We start from the raw sequence: 15,511 nt of genomic DNA, 5'->3' as shown, positions 1-15,511 counted from the left end.
CTTGCATCTCCGGGGGCTTGATTGCGCATACTCTAATGTCCATTTCAGGTATGTGATATATATCCCATGCGTAAAAAAACAATCGCTTAGAGCTACATAAGGATACAGCTCCCATAGAGCCACAGGCAGTTATTACGTAAGATCAAATCTGGTTTCAGGCCTGAGTTGTACTCACCAAAACGAACTCCAGGTATCCTTTCCTAATAACATTTAAATGGAAATAAAGATGAAAACTTTTAGATCCCTACCGGTGATCCTCCTGACATCAATTACTTTATCAATGTCCTTCAACGGATTCGCCGCAGCAGAAGAACCTGATTTCGGACCACTACAACCCCTCATCGGCTCATGGAAGACGGTTAGCCCTGGCGTTGACCTAGCACCCGGAAGAACAGATTCCGCTGCAGGGCAAGGTGGTCAAGCTGTAGAGCCGTTCTACGAAGTAAGAACATTTGAAGCCGCCGCAGATGCCGTCAATGCTAGCGACCAGTCTCTCGTTGCAATCTACTACAAGCAAGAAGTGTTTAGACAACGCGATGATGCTAAGTTTCATGATCAACGTGGTTATCTGATTTACGATAAAGAAAATCAGATGGTGTACAACTCCTACTGCGTACCGAGAGCGGTTTGCGTTGTAGCAGAGGGTAAGGCTGGAAAAAAAATGACGCTGACCGCGCCTGATCGAGGTATTTCAGAATCCTCATATATGAATGAAAATGCCACGACTCAAGCGTTCTCCATGACTATGGACATCGGTGCCAATACCCTATCTTACGCACAAACAACAAAACTCAATATCTATGGCAAAGACTTTATTCATACCGATGCCGCAAAACTAAAGAGAGTACGTTAATAACGTTGTAAGTATTTTTTCAGAAAGCCCCGCCTTGGTTGGTAATGGGTACCAAGGTGGGGCTTTTTTATAGCTTAAAAGTCATAATTGCGATAACAATAAATCTCTTCCTATACGAAAAAATTTTCTGCATTTGATATCGAATGGAAAGCCAGGTTAGTGCAATTTATCTTATACTGTTAATGGTTTTCCGGGATCTTTCTTCGATTGGCTGACGCTTAACCAGTTAATTGTTTCGAGGACAACTGTTGCAAAATAAAATGCACCAAGTAGAACGCCTATCAGAGTAACTGATATATGCATAGTTTGATTGGGCGCTATTGAGCCGCTCAGATTAATAGCTACCAAAACAGCAGTAATAAACCACAGTGCCAGGCTGGAAAGAGTCGCCTGGTTAGATCTAAGTTGAGTGGCAAACAAAAGCCCTAGAGCCATCCAGCCCAGTTCAGAATGTCCGTACTCACCATGCTGAGTAAGGCTTACCCCGCCAAGCAGAGACAGCGCGATTAGCCAGTGGGTTAAGCGCAGCTTGGCCGGCCAGATTAATGCTACAGGTCTAGTAAAAGATGAATTTGAGATCAAATTTTCCATTATTAATTTTCCTTCTGATATTCGATGCAGGCTCTACAATATCAGGCGTAACTGACAGGAAGCTGAAAGCAGAGCGCCACTGAACCGGAGCCAGACCTTCCTCCTGCTCAGTCATAGTGACCCGCCAGGTACGGCTTGGTTCAAGGTGCAGCTCGGCTGGGCCTCAAGATCGCCGTACCGGAAGGGCCTGGTACGTTTCCAGTGTATCCTTGCGGAACGGAATATCCCGACGAACCTGTTTGATCCGTTCGAGATCGATGTTGATCACGCGACACTCCTTGGACTGGCCAAATACGGTAGGTTTTATTCTGTCGTCTACCCAGGGAGAGCAGATGATTGACTGACCAAAATGTGGTTCACCACGATTTAAACTCATAAAATAAACTTGGTTTTCCGGAGCTCGGGTAACGACGAACGGGTGCCAGGAATGAAACGAACAGTCTTGAGCAAAGGCAACAGGATGAATAATGAGATCTGTCCCGGTTTTCCTTTCAACTTCTTCCCTTCAAGGCATCTACCGGCAAAAGATCAGGCAGTTTCTTCAATTCAGCCAAAGGCATTGGTCGGGCAAATAGGTACCCTTGCAAAATATCGCAGTGCCTGCGGGCCAGGTCTTCCTGCTGCTCCCGTGTTTCTATTCCTTCTGCAACCACGATCATATCCATGTGGTGGGCCATCGTGATGACGCCCTGGACGATGGCCGCAAACCGGTGATCGGTTGCGGCTTTCTCCACAAAACTGCGGTCAAGTTTCACTTTGTGAACGGGCAGGTCCCGAAGATAGCTCAGGCTGGAATAGCCCGTTCCAAAATCATCCAGAGCGACGCGCACGCCCAGGGCTTTCAAAGTTTCCATCAGTTCAATGACGGGTGCCGTGCCGTCCAGCAAGACGCTTTCGGTCACTTCCAGTTCCAGTAGTTGGGGTGGGATGCCGGTTTCGTTGAGCACCCGGCGGACGTCGTCAAGAAAGCCGTCACGAATAAATTGTAGAGAGGAGATGTTGACGGCAACTCGCAATGCCCGTTCCCGGTTGGCATTGAAATCCGCCATTTCTGCGCAGGCCTGCCTGAGAATCCAAAGGCCCAGAGGCACGATCTGTCCGGTCTGCTCGGCCAGTGAAATGAATTCACCGGGGGCGACCATCCCCCGGGTAGGGTGATGCCAGCGCACCAATGCTTCTACGCTGCGTATGCGCCCGGTAACGGCGTCCACCAGGGGCTGGTAATAGATTTCAAACTGATTTTCATTCAGCGCGGCGTGAAGATCATGCCTCAGGTTCACGCTGTTCTGGCTGCGCTCGATTTTATGACTGCTGTACCACTGCCAAGTGTTTCGTCCCTGCCGTTTGGCTCGTTCCAGGGCGAGGCCGGCAAACTGAAGCAGTTCTTGGGGTGCGCCCGGATGCGCGCCGTTACAGGCAATTCCGATACTGACGCTGATGTGAACCATCTGGCCATCCACGTCGATCGGCTGTGCAAGGTGTTCCAGGATGCGCTCGGCCAGATAAATGACGTCGTTCCGGTAGGTGTAGCCGGGTACCAACAGGCCAAATTCATCTCCGTCCAGCCGGGCGACGGTCACCTCTGGCATGATCAGAGCGGTCAGGCGCTGGCCAATGGTCCTGAGTATCTGGTCGCCAACAGGATGCCCCAGTTCTTTATTGATGGGCTTGAACCCATCTAGCCCTAGACACATGGCAACTAACGACCCACGCTCACCATCGGCCGCAAGAGCATCACGCAGTGTCTCTTTAAACGAGGCCTCGTTAGGCAAGCCGGTGACCAGATCATGGGTTGCCTGGAAGGTAATCTTCGCTTCCTGCTGTTTGTGATGGGTAATATCCTGTTGGTGGCCAATGAAGTGAGTGCAAAGGCCATCCGTGTCAAACACGGGGCTGACCCGCAGATGGTTCCAAAAAGGCGTGCCGTCTTTCTGATAGTTAATCAGCTCAACGTTAATCTCGGTTTGATGGCGCAAACCGCGCTCTATGGCTTCGACGGCTTCCGGTGACGTGTTTTCGCCATGAAGAACGTGCCAGCTATGCCCAACGATTTCGCTGTGGGTATAGCCGGTTATTTCGGAAAACGCCGGGCTGGCATAGACCACCGGCAGGCCTGGGCTGCGTGCGTCTGCCATAACGATACCGTTGGGGCTTGCCTCAATGCCGCGTTTGAGTAAGTGCAGTTCGGCATCCTGATTTTTGCGTTCGGTAATGTCCCGACAGATACCGTAAACGCCAACGATCTCACCCCGAATGGTGACCGGGAAGTTGGTGATCTCCATGGGATAGGGGTGGCCGGATGCGTGGCTGGCCACGGTTTCGTAGGTGAGGGCCTCACCGTTTCGGGCTCTGTCGAACGCCACCTGGGTCAGTGCGCGGTAGTCGGGTTCAACGAAGAATTCGAAGTGCCGCCCTGGTACGCTATCGGCGGTATAACCGGTAACGCGCTCCACCGCCGTGCTACAACTTAAAACGTAGCCATCTAGATCAAAGGTGTACACGCAATCAGGGTGGTTATCGATCAGAGACTGGTGCCACTCGGAGAGAACCAAATGGTCTTCAGCATCTCGGTGGCGAAGAATGGCCAGTGCTGCGAGAGCAGCGCCCCGGGCTAGATTGCGCCGAGCTTCTGCGGTCGGGCTAGCGGGTGCAGGATGGTAGATGGCAAAGGTGCCCAAGAGTTCATTGTCAGAGGTTAAAATTGGCATAGACCAGCAGGCTTGTACGCCCTCTGCCTTGGCGATGTCGTGGAAACCGTCCCAACGGGTGTCCTGCTGAATGTTGTCGGTAACAACCAGTTGTTTGGTGAATGCACCCGTGCCGCAGGTGCCCACGTTCTCAGATACCGGAATATCCTGCATGGCCCGAAAATAATCGTCAGAAAACCGGCCGCTGGGCATCAGGCTCAAGCTGTTGGTGTCCGGATGAAAGCCCATGATCGACACCAGTGCGCTGGGCATCATGCTTCTGACCCAGTCGGCTATTGCATCTAGGGTCTGTTCTAGCGGGTGGTGCTGTGCAATCAGTTCATGGATTTTCTGCTGCGCTTCCAGCACAGAAAATTCAATGTCGCTCATAACGAAGTACCCCGCTCAGAGTTGGAGCTCTGAGCGGGAAGCGCTTAACGCACAATCTTCAGAGCAGTTTAGAGCCTTTCGGCAGACAGCATAACGGTACCACTTTTTAAGTTAGGCAGATTGGATTAATTTTTGTAAAATTCGTCTTTCAGGTTTGACGTGCCCGACAGAATTACTGCGCGGTGATGGTAGACATCACCAGCTTGCCATCTTTCTTGATGGGGCCATCTTCTTTGGCGCCCAAGGTATATTCAAACGCTCCGGTTTTCATACCGTCGTCTTTGGCGCACTCCTAACGGTTGGTTGTGCCCACCCAGTTGGAACCTTTTGAGGATGTGCTACTGACAGCTACGGGCGGGCAATGGCGAAGTTTCAGGAGGCGCTGATTTTTTTCAGGTCGTGTGGGTTACTATGGCTGACAATGGCCCCACAGGTTCAACGGCGGAATATCGCCAATTGTGGCTGAATACAACCGTAGATTATTATCTGAAATGAGTTAACGACAGGACTGTTGTTTGTGATCGATGGGGAACGTCATGTGTTTTCGTAAGGCTAAAGTGATCACATTTTTTTTGCTCTTTACCGCTGTTTTTGCGCAAGCGGCAGAATCGAAGGAACTGGTGTTCCTGAACTGGCCAAATTATATGGATCCGGAAATTATCGCGGAATTCGAACAGCTCACAGGTATCACGGTAAAGCAAAGCTATTTCGATTCTGACACTGTCAGGGACGAACTTCTGCTCGACACCGAAGGTAAAGGCTTCGATGTGGCGCTCATCAATGGCGCTTCCATCAGAATTCTGGCGAAACGCGGTTGGCTCGAGCGCCTTGATGAGTCGAGTGTCCCTAATCTGAAGCACATTGATCCACGTCGGCGCATCGAATTTGAAAAAGCCGAAGATTTCGGCGTGCCCTATTTCTGGGGTACGATTGGTATTGTTTATCGTCAGGATCTGGTTCCCTTCGCCGTTTCAAGCTGGATGGACCTGTTACAGCCGGTAGAGGAACTGCACGGTAAAATCAGCATGATTGGCGACAGCGCGGATATGATCGGTGCCGCTCTCAAGGCTTTGGGTTACTCGCTCAACAGCACCAACGAGGATGAGATGAAAGAGGCCGAGGCGCTGTTGGAAGCACAGGCTCCGGCGGTTAACACCTACCGCTATCTTTCCCTGAACGAAGATTCCGCGTTGTTAACCGGCGAGGTTGTCATGAGCATGATGTACAACGGCGATACCCGGATGTTGCAGGAATATAACGACAATATTGCTTTTGTACTTCCCAAAGAGGGCGGCAATATCTGGACCGATTATCTGAGCGTTCTTAGCGCCTCCCCCCGAAAGGCTGAAGCCAAACGGTTCATCAATTTTCTTAATGAGCCGGAGATAGCCGCGCGGCTTGCGCAGTACGTCTACTATGCGACGCCTAACCTAGCCGCTGAAGCATTGTTGCCGGTGGATTTCAGGAATGATCCTGTTATCTACCCGAGTGGCGAGGCGCTGGAAAATTCGGAAGCCTATCGTCGCTTGCCACCTCGGGCTCATAAGAATCGCGCGGCCATTTTCTCTCGGATTGTCTACTGATCGCCGAACCCTCATCTTATTGGCCTGTTATTATGAATAAAAACAAAGCCTGCATAGGCAAATGCAAGGCCTTGAGCCTGGCGTTTACTTTGATTGTGCTCAGCTGTCCGCTACATGCATCAGAGCCAACGGAACTGTTATTCCTTAATTGGTCGGATTATATGGATCCGCAGATTCTGAAGGAATTCAAGCAACGCACCGGCGTTACGGTGAAACAAACCTATTTCGAGTCTGATGCCGCCCGGGATGAACTTTTGCTTGGAACGGGGGGTAGAGGCTTTGATCTGGCGATTATCGATGGTCCCTCGATTCGGATTCTGGCAAAATGTGGCTGGCTTGAACCTATTGATGAAATGGATATTCCCAACCTGGCATATATCGATCCGCGCTGGCGCACTGTCCACGAGGAGGCCGAAGTGTACGGCGTGCCTTACTTCTGGGGAACGCTGGGTATAGCCTACCGCCAGGACCTGGTAGCTTTTCCGATTACAAGCTGGATGGATTTGTTGCAGCCCGCTGAGGAACTGCATGGCAGGGTGGCGATGATCAGCGGCACCAGAGACCTGATTGGCGTGGCACTGAAGGCATTGGGTTATTCGCTCAACAGCACCGACATACAAGAGCTCAAGGAAGCCGAGGCGCTACTCCAGGCGCAGGCGCCGGCCGTTAAAACCTACAAAGCCGTTTCCCGGGATGCAAATTCCGCTTTGGTGAATGGTCAGGTCGCCATGAGCATGATGTATAACTCCTATGCCTCGATGGTCCAGGAACACCATGACGAAATTGCGTTTGTCCTCCCGAAGGAGGGCAGTAATATCTGGGTCGATTATATAAGTGTTCTCAGTGCCTCTGCCAATAAGGCCGCCGCCAAACAATTCATCAATTTTCTCAACGAGCCGGAGATCGCGGCGCGGCTGGCGCAGTTTGTCTATTCTGCCACGCCGAATCGGGCCGCCGAAGCATTGCTTCCGGCTGAGTTCAAGAACGATCCAGTTATCTACCCAAACGATAAGGCGCTGGAAAAGTCGGAAACCTACCACCGCCTGCCCGTCCGGACGCAAAAAACCCGTGCAGCGATTTTTTCGCGCCTCGTAAACTGAATCGGGTATTACTACATGCGTCTTCACGCCAAGGTACTGTTGGTTGTTGTACCCCTAGCGGTGATTCCGCTGTTGATAACAGGGTGGCTTGCCTATGAACAGCTACGTTCAACCGCGGTAGAGCGCAGTTCGATCCAGATGACAACGTTAATGGATCAAATGGCGCGCAATTTCCAGATGCATCAGGACGTTGCCAAGGCGAACGCCAAACTGTTTGCCGATGCCTCGTTGATGCGTGCGTACGCGCTGACGGAAGACGAGGAAGAACGGTATGTATTGATGCTGCCTTCGTTGTTGAAGTTGTTCTCCAGCTATTTGCGCGCCTATCCCGATTACACCGAGATCCGCTTCCTGCTACCAGATGGTTATGAAGACGCTCGTACCACCCTGATACCGATACCCAATATCACCGAAGAAGAAGGCGATACACCGTTCTTTCAAGAACTCAGCCGGTTCAAGGGCGATGCATTTGTCCAGGTTTCCACTCCCCCTGACAGCCATACGGTATCGCTACAGGTCGCTCGGCCCGTTCGCCTGATCGACCTGACTACTCAAGACCCGCTAAACGGCAAGCCGGCGCTGCGAGGTTATCTGGTCGTCACCATGGGGCTGAGTTTTATGGCGGAGCAGATGGCCAACAGCCGGATTGGCGAAAAAGGTCATACACTTATTATTAATGAAAACGGCGAGATTCTTTTCCATCAGGACCCCTCCCAGCTGGGCCGGACCATATCAGCGCCGCTGTTGAAGGCGGCTTTAAAAACCGGGAAAAGCGATCAGTTGGTGCCTGCGCTTTATCAAGAGGCGGACAGTCTGTTAGCGACCCGGCGTTTGCACGAGGGCCTGCTGCTGATCGGCATACTGCCGAAGGAAGAGCTGCTTAAAGAAAGTCAGCGGTTGGGGAGTATTGTTGGCTGGATTGTACTTGGCACGATAATGCTGCTGATTTTTGCGCTGTTAATTTCCATGAATGTTCTTATGGTTCGTCCATTGAAGCAGCTGATGGGCGCCGTTCGCGAGATTGGGCGCGGAAACCTGGCGCCGAAGATCGCGTTATCGACCAACGACGAGCTGGGCAAGCTGGCGTTGAGCTTTCAGGAGATGGCAGGCAACCTGGAAAAGTCACGGGTCAAGGTTGAACGCTTAGCCTATCACGACAGCTTGACAGGTTTGCCTAATCGATTTCAGGCTCATCAGACTCTTCGCCGAATGATCTCTTTTGCCCGCCGTGAGAGCCGTAGAATGGCCGTATTGTTCCTTGACCTGGACAACTTCAAGCGAGTGAACGACACATTAGGGCATCAGGTGGGCGATCAACTCCTCATGGAAATGGCTACTCGCCTTCAAGTCGTCCTGCGGGCGGAAGACGTTATCCACCAGGAAGTCTCTCACAGTGCGCCGGATGTGCTCGCTCGCCTGGGTGGCGACGAGTTTATCGTTCTGCTATCGAGCGTCGGCAGCTCCCGGGATGCGGCCAAGGTTGCCTCGCGTATTCTGGATATAATGAGGCTGCCGTTTTATTTTAATGATAACGAAATATACAGCGGTTGCAGTATCGGGATTTCACTGTTCCCCGGGGACGGTAGCGATGTGGATGACCTGATAAAACGCGCCGATGCCGCCATGTATCAGGCCAAAGAGCAGGGGCGCAACAATTACCAGTTTTATTCCGCTTCCTACAATCTTGCGGCGCTCGAACACATATCGCTGGAAGGCCGGCTAAGGCGCGCATTAAAAAACAACGAGCTGGTGCTTTATTATCAGCCGCTGGTACAGGCCAGAACAGGCAAAATCGTTGGGCTTGAAGCGCTGCTGCGCTGGCATGATCCGCTTGAGGGCATTATTCCGCCCGACAGGTTTATTCCTGTCGCCGAGGAGAGCGGCTTAATCCTGCCGCTGGGTGAGTGGGTTCTGCGTGAGGCGGGGCGTCAATTGAGCGCGTGGCATGCCGCGGGGTTCACCGATGCCAGTGTTTCCGTCAATGTCTCTGCCATACAGTTACAACGCCAAGACCTTGTCACGATTGTCGAGCAGGTGTTGAAGGATAACGGGCTTTGCGCTGGGCAGTTGGAGCTCGAAATTACAGAAACCGCTCTGATGAGAATTCGGCCGGAAGTCATCGGCGATTTGAACGCAATGCGTCAAAAAGGGATCACTATTTCACTGGACGATTTTGGTACCGGCTACTCTTCTTTGAGCCTTTTGCAGGAGCTGCCCATAGGCAAACTCAAAATCGATAAAAGCTTCGTGCGAGATATGCTGGTAGACCCGAAAGATGCCGCGATCGTTTCGGCTGTTCTGTTTATTGCTAAAAGTCTGGGGCTACAGTCAACCGCTGAGGGTGTCGAAACGCCCGAGCAAGCGGCTCGTCTGGCGGAGGAAGGGTGTGATCAACTTCAGGGCTACCTGCTGTGCCGGCCGTTGCCAGTAGCGGAGATGACGGAGTTTTTGAAGAGTAGAAAAAACATTGAACTCCCCAAGCCATACTGAAGACGCGTTGTTATTCGTTTGCACATAAAAAATTGGAGGACACTATTTCAAAAATAGTAACCTCGTCTTCAAGGCAGGTTCAACGGCTTGAACAGGAGTCCGGCGAAATCGCCGGCGTGCTCGAGGTAATTCAGTAAACTGCAGGTTAGCGCAATGAGCGCGTTTCGCTTGGCGTTCGATGAGCTGATGCGTAGCTAATACGTTTAGGCTTCGCTTTTCCCCAATTCGCGCCTGTTGTCCCTGGCGGTAAAGGCCCAGCCAACAGCGGCTAGTAACATCAAACCTGTGATAATTGGCGAGACATCGCCGAAGCTGACCACTGCGCCAATGATAGAGGCGACGGACAGCACCGCCGACATCTTCCAGGAGTAAACACTGGTGCCACTCCCTCTTTCAGACATGTTCATGTTTTGCCTCCGGGAAATGTCTCTACTATAGCCGGATAGTTAACGCTGGAATAGCTTGTATAGGTGCGAGAGCTTAAGCTGCAAGCTCCGCAAGACATGCTTCAACGATTGCCAGGCCTTCGTCTAGTACCTCTTCTTCAATGGTGACCGGCATCAGGAAACGAAGTGTGTTGCCGTAGAAGCCACAAGCAATCAGAATCAGTCCCTTCTCGCGCGCTAGCGTGCACATGGCCGCCGTCAGTTCCGCGTTTGGTTTATGGTCTGCTGTGACCAGATCGAAGGCCGCCATGGAACCTAGGTGTCGCACATTCTCAACGCTGGTAAATTGCTCCTGCCATTGTGTGAAGCGCTGCCCAAGTTTCTCGCCCAGGGCCATGCTTCGCGCCAGAATGTTTTCTTCTTCAAACACCTCAAGCACGGCCAATACGGCTGCGCAGGATGCGGGGCTTCCAGAGTAGGTTCCGCCCAGCGAGTTCGGGCCAGAGGCGTCCATATACTTGTCGGTGCCCACAATCGCAGAGATAGGCATGCCAGCCGCCATGCTCTTGGCCATGGTTATCAGGTCTGGCTGTACGCCACTGTGTTCAATGGCGAACATTTTTCCGGTACGGCCAAAGCCAGACTGAACTTCATCAACGATCATCAGCATGCCGTGCTCATCGCAGATGTCGCGAATCGCTTTGAGGAAACTCGCCGGTGCGGGATGAAAACCACCTTCGCCCAGAACCGGTTCAATAACGATCGCGGCTGTGTCGCGTGGGTTAGCATCGGTCTTTAGCGTTGTGTGCAATCTGCGAATCGCTTCTTCTTCGCTGACGCCAAGAGACGGCACCGGGTAGGGCGCACGGAACACGTTGCCCGGCATGGTGCCAAAATCGCCGGCATAGGGGGCTACTTTACCGTTCATTGCCATCGTAAAAAGCGTACGGCCGTGGTAGCCGCCGTCAAAGCAGATAACGTTGTTTTTGCCTGTTGCTGCCCGCGCAATCTTAACCGCATTTTCCAGAGCTTCCGCACCGGAGTTCACCAGCATAACTTTGCCGTGGCCGCGCACTGGAGCCAACTGGCTCAGTTTCTCGGCAACTTTGACATACCCTGCATAGGGAATCACGATCTGACACGTGTGCATCAGGTTTGCTACCTGGGCCTGTACCGCCGCCACAACTTTCGGGTGGCAATGGCCAATATTTAATACCCCGATACCACCGGCGAAGTCGATAATACGATTGCCATCCGCGTCCCAAATCACGGCATTCTCTGCACGATCCGCAAACTGTGTGGCGGGGCTGGCGGCGCCGTTGGCGACATATTTGTTTTTCAGTTCGTTCAATTGCGCGTTATTCATCAAGTTTTCCTTATCAGTCGGCAGCGGTGCTTAAAGACCGCCCACACACACGTATTTCAACTCGGTAAACTCGTCTAGCCCGTGACGGGAACCTTCACGCCCAAGCCCTGACTCTTTCACCCCGCCAAAAGGCGCCAGTTCCGTTGACAGAATACCTTCATTCACGGCCACCATGCCGTACTCCAGCCCTTCCATAACGTGCCAGATACGCCGGTAATCTTTTGCGTAAAAGTAAGCGGCCAGGCCAGAGTTCGTGGCATTCGCCATAGCGATGGCCTGTTCGTCGGTGTCAAAGCGGAATACCGGTGCTAACGGACCGAAGGTCTCTTCCTGGGCCACACGCATGTCACTGGTGGCATCTGCAATAATGCTCGGCTCAAAGAAGGTGCCGCCCAGGGCATGGGCTTTGCCGCCGCATATCAAACGCGCGCCCTTTTCCAGTGCATCAGCAATATGTGCTTCGATTTTCTCTACCGCGGCCTGGTTGATCAGCGGCCCTTGCAACACACCTGCGTCTAATCCATTGCCAACTTTTAGCTGCTTGACGCGTGCTGCAAGCTTTTCGATGAAGGCATCATAAACGCCGGACTGAACCAGAAAACGGTTGGTACAGACGCAAGTCTGTCCGGAATTTCTGTACTTTGAAGCAATGGCACCTTCTACCGCAGCATCAAGGTCGGCATCATCAAACACGATGAATGGTGCGTTGCCACCCAATTCCATAGACGCTTTTTTAACGGTACCCGCGCACTGGGCGAGTAACTTTTTGCCGACCGCCGTAGAACCTGTGAACGAAAATTTGCGTACGCGGGGATCGGTGGTCAACACATCGCCCACGGCGGCCGGCTGGCTGGCCGTGATCACGTTAATGACGCCGGCAGGAAGCCCGGCAAGTTCCGCTAAACGAACAAGTGCCAAAGCTGTCAGGGGTGTCGCTTCTGCGGGTTTGATCACGACTGTGCAGCCTGCGGCTAACGCCGGGGCGCATTTGCGGGTAATCATCGCCAGCGGGAAGTTCCAGGGCGTTACCGCCGCGACAACGCCGATTGATTCCCGAAACACCAGAATACGCTTATCAACACCGTGGCTTTGCAAGGTTTCGCCGGCCATACGCTTTGCTTCTTCAGCGTAGAACTCCACGAAGGAAGCCCCGTAGGCAACCTCACCCCGTGACTCCGCAATTGGCTTGCCTTGCTCCAAGGTCATCAGCCGGGCGAGGTCTTCCTGGTGAGCCATGATGGCTTCAAACCAGGCGCGCAAGAGGTTCGCTCGTTCTTTGGCGGTTCGCCGCTTCCAGTTCGGCCAGGCGGCTTCTGCCGCTGCTACGGCTTCCAGCGTTTCTTCACGGCCTAAATCGGGTATTTCCGCCAATACCTTGCCATTGGCTGGGTCTGTGACAGAAAAATACGTCTTCGCATCGCGCCACTCACCGCCAATAAAGGCTTTTGGTATTAAAATATCGGGCAATGTTTCCATGGTCTTTTCCTTTGTTTTTATTTAAGCCGGCAAACGCTTCAGGCGCTAAACCACGCCTTTCGTTTTTAGCGCTGCTATCTCACTGGCGGATTTTTGCAACACACGCTCAAGCACGGCGTCTGTATCTTCGCCCAGCGCTGGCGGCGCTTTGTGGTATTCAATCGTCGTTTTCGAGTATTTGATCGGATTGGCCACCCCTTTCACCGGGCCATAAGCGGAATCGAGTGTTATCTGCATTCCGCGCGCCTTAACCTGCGGATCATCGAATACCTGGGCGATGTCCTGAATCGGACCGCAGGGCACGCCAATCTCGTTGAGAAGCACCGTCCACTGTTTGAGCGTGCGTGTTTTGGTCACGCTTACTAAAATCTCGATGAGCTCAACGCGGTGTTTCACTCGCTCAGCATTGGTCGCAAAACGCACGTCTTGGGCAATCTCGCCGAGGCCAATGGTCTCGCACCAGCGCTGAAACTGTCCATTATTCCCGATGGCAATAATGATCTGCTGGCCGTCAGACGTAGGAAACGGCTGATAGGGGACAAGGTTGGGGTGGTAATCACCGGTACGTACCGGGGGCTTGCCACTGCAGAAGTAGTTTTGCGCCTGATTGGCGAGCCAGCTCACCTGTACGTCCAGCAGCGCTATATCGATATGCTGCCCTTCGCCTGTTTGTGTCCGGTGGTATAACGCGCCCAGTATGGCGATGGTGGCGTTCATGCCGGTGGTTAAATCCGCCACCGCTACACCAACGCGTTTGGGGCCGGCGCCAGGCTGGCCGTCTGCCGCCCCGGTAATGCTCATCAATCCGCCCTGGGCCTGAATCAGGTAGTCGTAGCCCGGCATTTCTGACATAGGCCCGGTGTGCCCGAAGCCCGTGATTGAGCAATAAATCAAGCCCGGGTTGAGCGCCGAGAGCGTGGCGTAGTCCAACCCCTTCTTCGCAAGACCACCGCTTTTGAAGTTTTCGACCAGAATGTCGCTTTGGCAAGCGAGTTCGCGAATCAGCGCCTGACCTTCAGGTTGACTGATATCCACTGTTAGTGAATGTTTACCGCGATTGGCCGCGAGGTAATAAGCAGACTCGCGGGTTTCCTGGCCATCCGCGGCCTGGAGCCAGGGCGGCCCCCAGTGGCGCGTATCATCGCCGCTATCGGGCTTCTCGATCTTGATGACCTCGGCCCCCATGTCCGCCAGAATCTGGGTTGTCCAAGGGCCAGCCAACACGCGGCTAAGATCAAGTACGCGCAACTCTTTTAAGGGACCTGCCATGGTGCACACCTGCCGTTAGAAAAATCAGAAAAAGGCTTGGATGCCGGTTTGAGCCCGGCCCAGAATCAGCGCATGTATGTCGTGCGTGCCTTCATAGGTGTTAACCGATTCCAGATTCACCATGTGGCGAATCACGCCGTACTCGTCGGAAACGCCGTTGCCGCCGTGCATGTCACGCGACTGACGAGCGATGTCCAGTGCCTTGCCACAGTTATTGCGCTTGATCAGCGAAACCATCTCTGGGGCCCAGTTGCCGCTATCCATCAAGCGACCCACCTGCAACGCTGCCTGCAAACCCAAGGTGATCTCGGTCTGCATGTCGGCGAGTTTTTTCTGAACCAATTGGTTAGCAGCCAATGGACGGCCAAACTGCTTGCGGTCCAGGGTGTACTGACGTGCTGCGTGCCAGCAGAATTCAGCCGTGCCCATTACGCCCCAAGCGATACCGAAGCGGGCTTTGTTCAGGCAACCAAACGGGCCTTTCAAGCCGCTGACGTTCGGTAGCAAATTCTCTTCTGGTACAAACGCATCGTCCAACACGATCTCGCCAGTAACAGACGCACGAAGAGACACTTTGCCTTCGATTTTCGGCGTGTTGAATCCTTTGGTGCCGCGTTCAACAATAAAGCCTTTGATCTGGTTATCGTGGGCAGCGGATTTTGCCCATACCACTGCGATATCGGCAATCGGACTGTTGGTAATCCAGATTTTGGCGCCGGTGAGAGAATAGCCACCGTCGACTTTCACCGCACGGGTAATCATCGAGCCTGGGTCGGAGCCGTGGTCTGGCTCTGTCAGACCGAAACAACCAACGAGTTCGCCGCTGGCAAGTTTGGGTAAGTACTTGTGCTTCTGCTCTTCCGAGCCATAAGCTTCGATGGGGTACATCACCAGCGATGACTGCACGCTCATGGCCGAGCGGTAACCGGAGTCAACGCGCTCAACTTCGCGCGCAATCAATCCATAAGAAACGTGATTAACGCCCGAGCCACCGTATTCCGGTGAGACCGTTGCACCCAACAAGCCGAGTTCGCCCATCTCGCTCATGATTTCGCGGTCAAAACGTTCCTCGCGAAACGCTGACAAAACCCGCGGTTGGAGTTTTTCCTGGCAGTAGTCATGGGCAGCGTCGCGAATCTGGCGCTCTTCATCAGTCAACTGCTGTTCCAGCAGTAGTGGATCGTCCCAATTAAAATGGCTCATCGTCAAAACTCCTAAACAGATAATGGCGGTTGGTGGTGCAAGAAGCATTTAGACAAAATATCTACATTTTAACAAAACGTCAAAATAATTTTAAGTGCGCGAAACCCGGGTGGGCTC

12 protein-coding genes are annotated in these 15,511 nt (G+C 52.9%); 4 read left to right on the top strand and 8 right to left on the bottom strand.

Annotated features, from left to right (window positions below):
- Nucleotides 1-226: 226 nt before the first annotated feature.
- On the top strand, nucleotides 227-853 hold the full coding sequence (locus tag MIH18_RS10770) for a heme-binding beta-barrel domain-containing protein (RefSeq protein WP_249007300.1): 627 nt from the start codon (nucleotides 227-229) through the stop codon (nucleotides 851-853).
- A gap of 171 nt (nucleotides 854-1,024) precedes the next feature.
- Here MIH18_RS10770 and MIH18_RS10765 read toward each other — a convergent pair whose 3' ends face one another.
- The 3 genes from MIH18_RS10765 to MIH18_RS10755 all read right to left on the bottom strand — a co-directional run bounded on the left by MIH18_RS10765 (nucleotide 1,025) and on the right by MIH18_RS10755 (nucleotide 4,521).
- Nucleotides 1,025-1,444 carry a hypothetical protein gene (locus tag MIH18_RS10765; RefSeq protein WP_249007301.1) on the bottom strand — a complete coding sequence of 140 codons (420 nt, stop codon included), beginning with the start codon at nucleotides 1,442-1,444 and terminating at the stop codon, nucleotides 1,025-1,027.
- Nucleotides 1,445-1,607: 163 nt separating this feature from the next.
- Entirely contained in the window at nucleotides 1,608-1,820 is a 213-nt protein-coding gene (locus MIH18_RS10760) for a hypothetical protein (protein WP_249007302.1), read from the bottom strand.
- 115 nt (nucleotides 1,821-1,935) lie between these two features.
- Nucleotides 1,936-4,521 carry an EAL domain-containing protein gene (locus MIH18_RS10755; RefSeq protein ID WP_249014540.1) on the bottom strand — a complete coding sequence of 862 codons (2,586 nt, stop codon included), beginning with the start codon at nucleotides 4,519-4,521 and terminating at the stop codon, nucleotides 1,936-1,938.
- 557 nt (nucleotides 4,522-5,078) lie between these two features.
- Between MIH18_RS10755 and MIH18_RS10750 the strand changes: the two genes are divergently transcribed.
- The 3 genes from MIH18_RS10750 to MIH18_RS10740 are packed head-to-tail and all read left to right on the top strand — an operon-like array spanning nucleotide 5,079 to nucleotide 9,694.
- On the top strand, nucleotides 5,079-6,104 hold the full coding sequence (locus tag MIH18_RS10750) for a spermidine/putrescine ABC transporter substrate-binding protein (RefSeq protein ID WP_249007304.1): 1,026 nt from the start codon (nucleotides 5,079-5,081) through the stop codon (nucleotides 6,102-6,104).
- A 32-nt stretch (nucleotides 6,105-6,136) separates the two neighbouring features.
- The gene (locus MIH18_RS10745) at nucleotides 6,137-7,204 is read left to right on the top strand and encodes a spermidine/putrescine ABC transporter substrate-binding protein (RefSeq protein ID WP_249014539.1); all 1,068 of its coding nucleotides are present in this window, start codon (nucleotides 6,137-6,139) and stop codon (nucleotides 7,202-7,204) included.
- 15 nt (nucleotides 7,205-7,219) lie between these two features.
- Nucleotides 7,220-9,694: an EAL domain-containing protein gene (locus tag MIH18_RS10740; protein ID WP_249014538.1), complete on the top strand. Its 2,475-nt coding sequence runs from the start codon at nucleotides 7,220-7,222 to the stop codon at nucleotides 9,692-9,694.
- Nucleotides 9,695-9,897: 203 nt separating this feature from the next.
- On the opposite strand, the gene MIH18_RS10735 is transcribed toward MIH18_RS10740, so the two are convergent.
- The 5 genes from MIH18_RS10735 to MIH18_RS10715 all read right to left on the bottom strand — a co-directional run bounded on the left by MIH18_RS10735 (nucleotide 9,898) and on the right by MIH18_RS10715 (nucleotide 15,442).
- Entirely contained in the window at nucleotides 9,898-10,101 is a 204-nt protein-coding gene (locus tag MIH18_RS10735) for a hypothetical protein (RefSeq protein WP_249014537.1), read from the bottom strand.
- A 73-nt stretch (nucleotides 10,102-10,174) separates the two neighbouring features.
- Nucleotides 10,175-11,446 carry an aspartate aminotransferase family protein gene (locus tag MIH18_RS10730; protein ID WP_249014536.1) on the bottom strand — a complete coding sequence of 424 codons (1,272 nt, stop codon included), beginning with the start codon at nucleotides 11,444-11,446 and terminating at the stop codon, nucleotides 10,175-10,177.
- A 30-nt stretch (nucleotides 11,447-11,476) separates the two neighbouring features.
- Nucleotides 11,477-12,922 (bottom strand): NAD-dependent succinate-semialdehyde dehydrogenase, encoded by a 1,446-nt coding sequence (locus tag MIH18_RS10725; protein ID WP_249014535.1) that lies wholly within the window; start codon nucleotides 12,920-12,922, stop codon nucleotides 11,477-11,479.
- A gap of 45 nt (nucleotides 12,923-12,967) precedes the next feature.
- Nucleotides 12,968-14,191 carry a CaiB/BaiF CoA-transferase family protein gene (locus tag MIH18_RS10720; protein WP_249007310.1) on the bottom strand — a complete coding sequence of 408 codons (1,224 nt, stop codon included), beginning with the start codon at nucleotides 14,189-14,191 and terminating at the stop codon, nucleotides 12,968-12,970.
- Nucleotides 14,192-14,215: 24 nt separating this feature from the next.
- Nucleotides 14,216-15,442 carry an acyl-CoA dehydrogenase gene (locus tag MIH18_RS10715; RefSeq protein WP_249014534.1) on the bottom strand — a complete coding sequence of 409 codons (1,227 nt, stop codon included), beginning with the start codon at nucleotides 15,440-15,442 and terminating at the stop codon, nucleotides 14,216-14,218.
- Between the last annotated feature and the right edge of the window lie 69 nt (nucleotides 15,443-15,511).

This window comes from Marinobacter sp. M3C (assembly GCF_023311895.1).
Taxonomy (GTDB): domain Bacteria; phylum Pseudomonadota; class Gammaproteobacteria; order Pseudomonadales; family Oleiphilaceae; genus Marinobacter.
The sequence above is the reverse complement of the archived record's forward strand: the minus strand, read 5'-3'. Positions and strand labels throughout refer to the sequence as shown.

Excerpts from the sequence above, each read along its gene's own strand:
- MIH18_RS10730 (WP_249014536.1), bottom strand. The coding sequence starts at position 11,446 with ATGAATAACGCGCAATTGAACGAACTGAAAAACAAATATGTCGCCAAC.
- MIH18_RS10720 (WP_249007310.1), bottom strand. The coding sequence starts at position 14,191 with ATGGCAGGTCCCTTAAAAGAGTTGCGCGTACTTGATCTTAGCCGCGTG.
- MIH18_RS10735 (WP_249014537.1), bottom strand. The coding sequence starts at position 10,101 with ATGAACATGTCTGAAAGAGGGAGTGGCACCAGTGTTTACTCCTGGAAG.
- MIH18_RS10765 (WP_249007301.1), bottom strand. The coding sequence starts at position 1,444 with ATGGAAAATTTGATCTCAAATTCATCTTTTACTAGACCTGTAGCATTA.
- MIH18_RS10725 (WP_249014535.1), bottom strand. The coding sequence starts at position 12,922 with ATGGAAACATTGCCCGATATTTTAATACCAAAAGCCTTTATTGGCGGT.
- MIH18_RS10770 (WP_249007300.1), top strand. The coding sequence starts at position 227 with ATGAAAACTTTTAGATCCCTACCGGTGATCCTCCTGACATCAATTACT.
- MIH18_RS10715 (WP_249014534.1), bottom strand. The coding sequence starts at position 15,442 with ATGCTTCTTGCACCACCAACCGCCATTATCTGTTTAGGAGTTTTGACG.
- MIH18_RS10755 (WP_249014540.1), bottom strand. The coding sequence starts at position 4,521 with ATGAGCGACATTGAATTTTCTGTGCTGGAAGCGCAGCAGAAAATCCAT.
- MIH18_RS10740 (WP_249014538.1), top strand. The coding sequence starts at position 7,220 with ATGCGTCTTCACGCCAAGGTACTGTTGGTTGTTGTACCCCTAGCGGTG.
- MIH18_RS10760 (WP_249007302.1), bottom strand. The coding sequence starts at position 1,820 with ATGAGTTTAAATCGTGGTGAACCACATTTTGGTCAGTCAATCATCTGC.
- MIH18_RS10745 (WP_249014539.1), top strand. The coding sequence starts at position 6,137 with ATGAATAAAAACAAAGCCTGCATAGGCAAATGCAAGGCCTTGAGCCTG.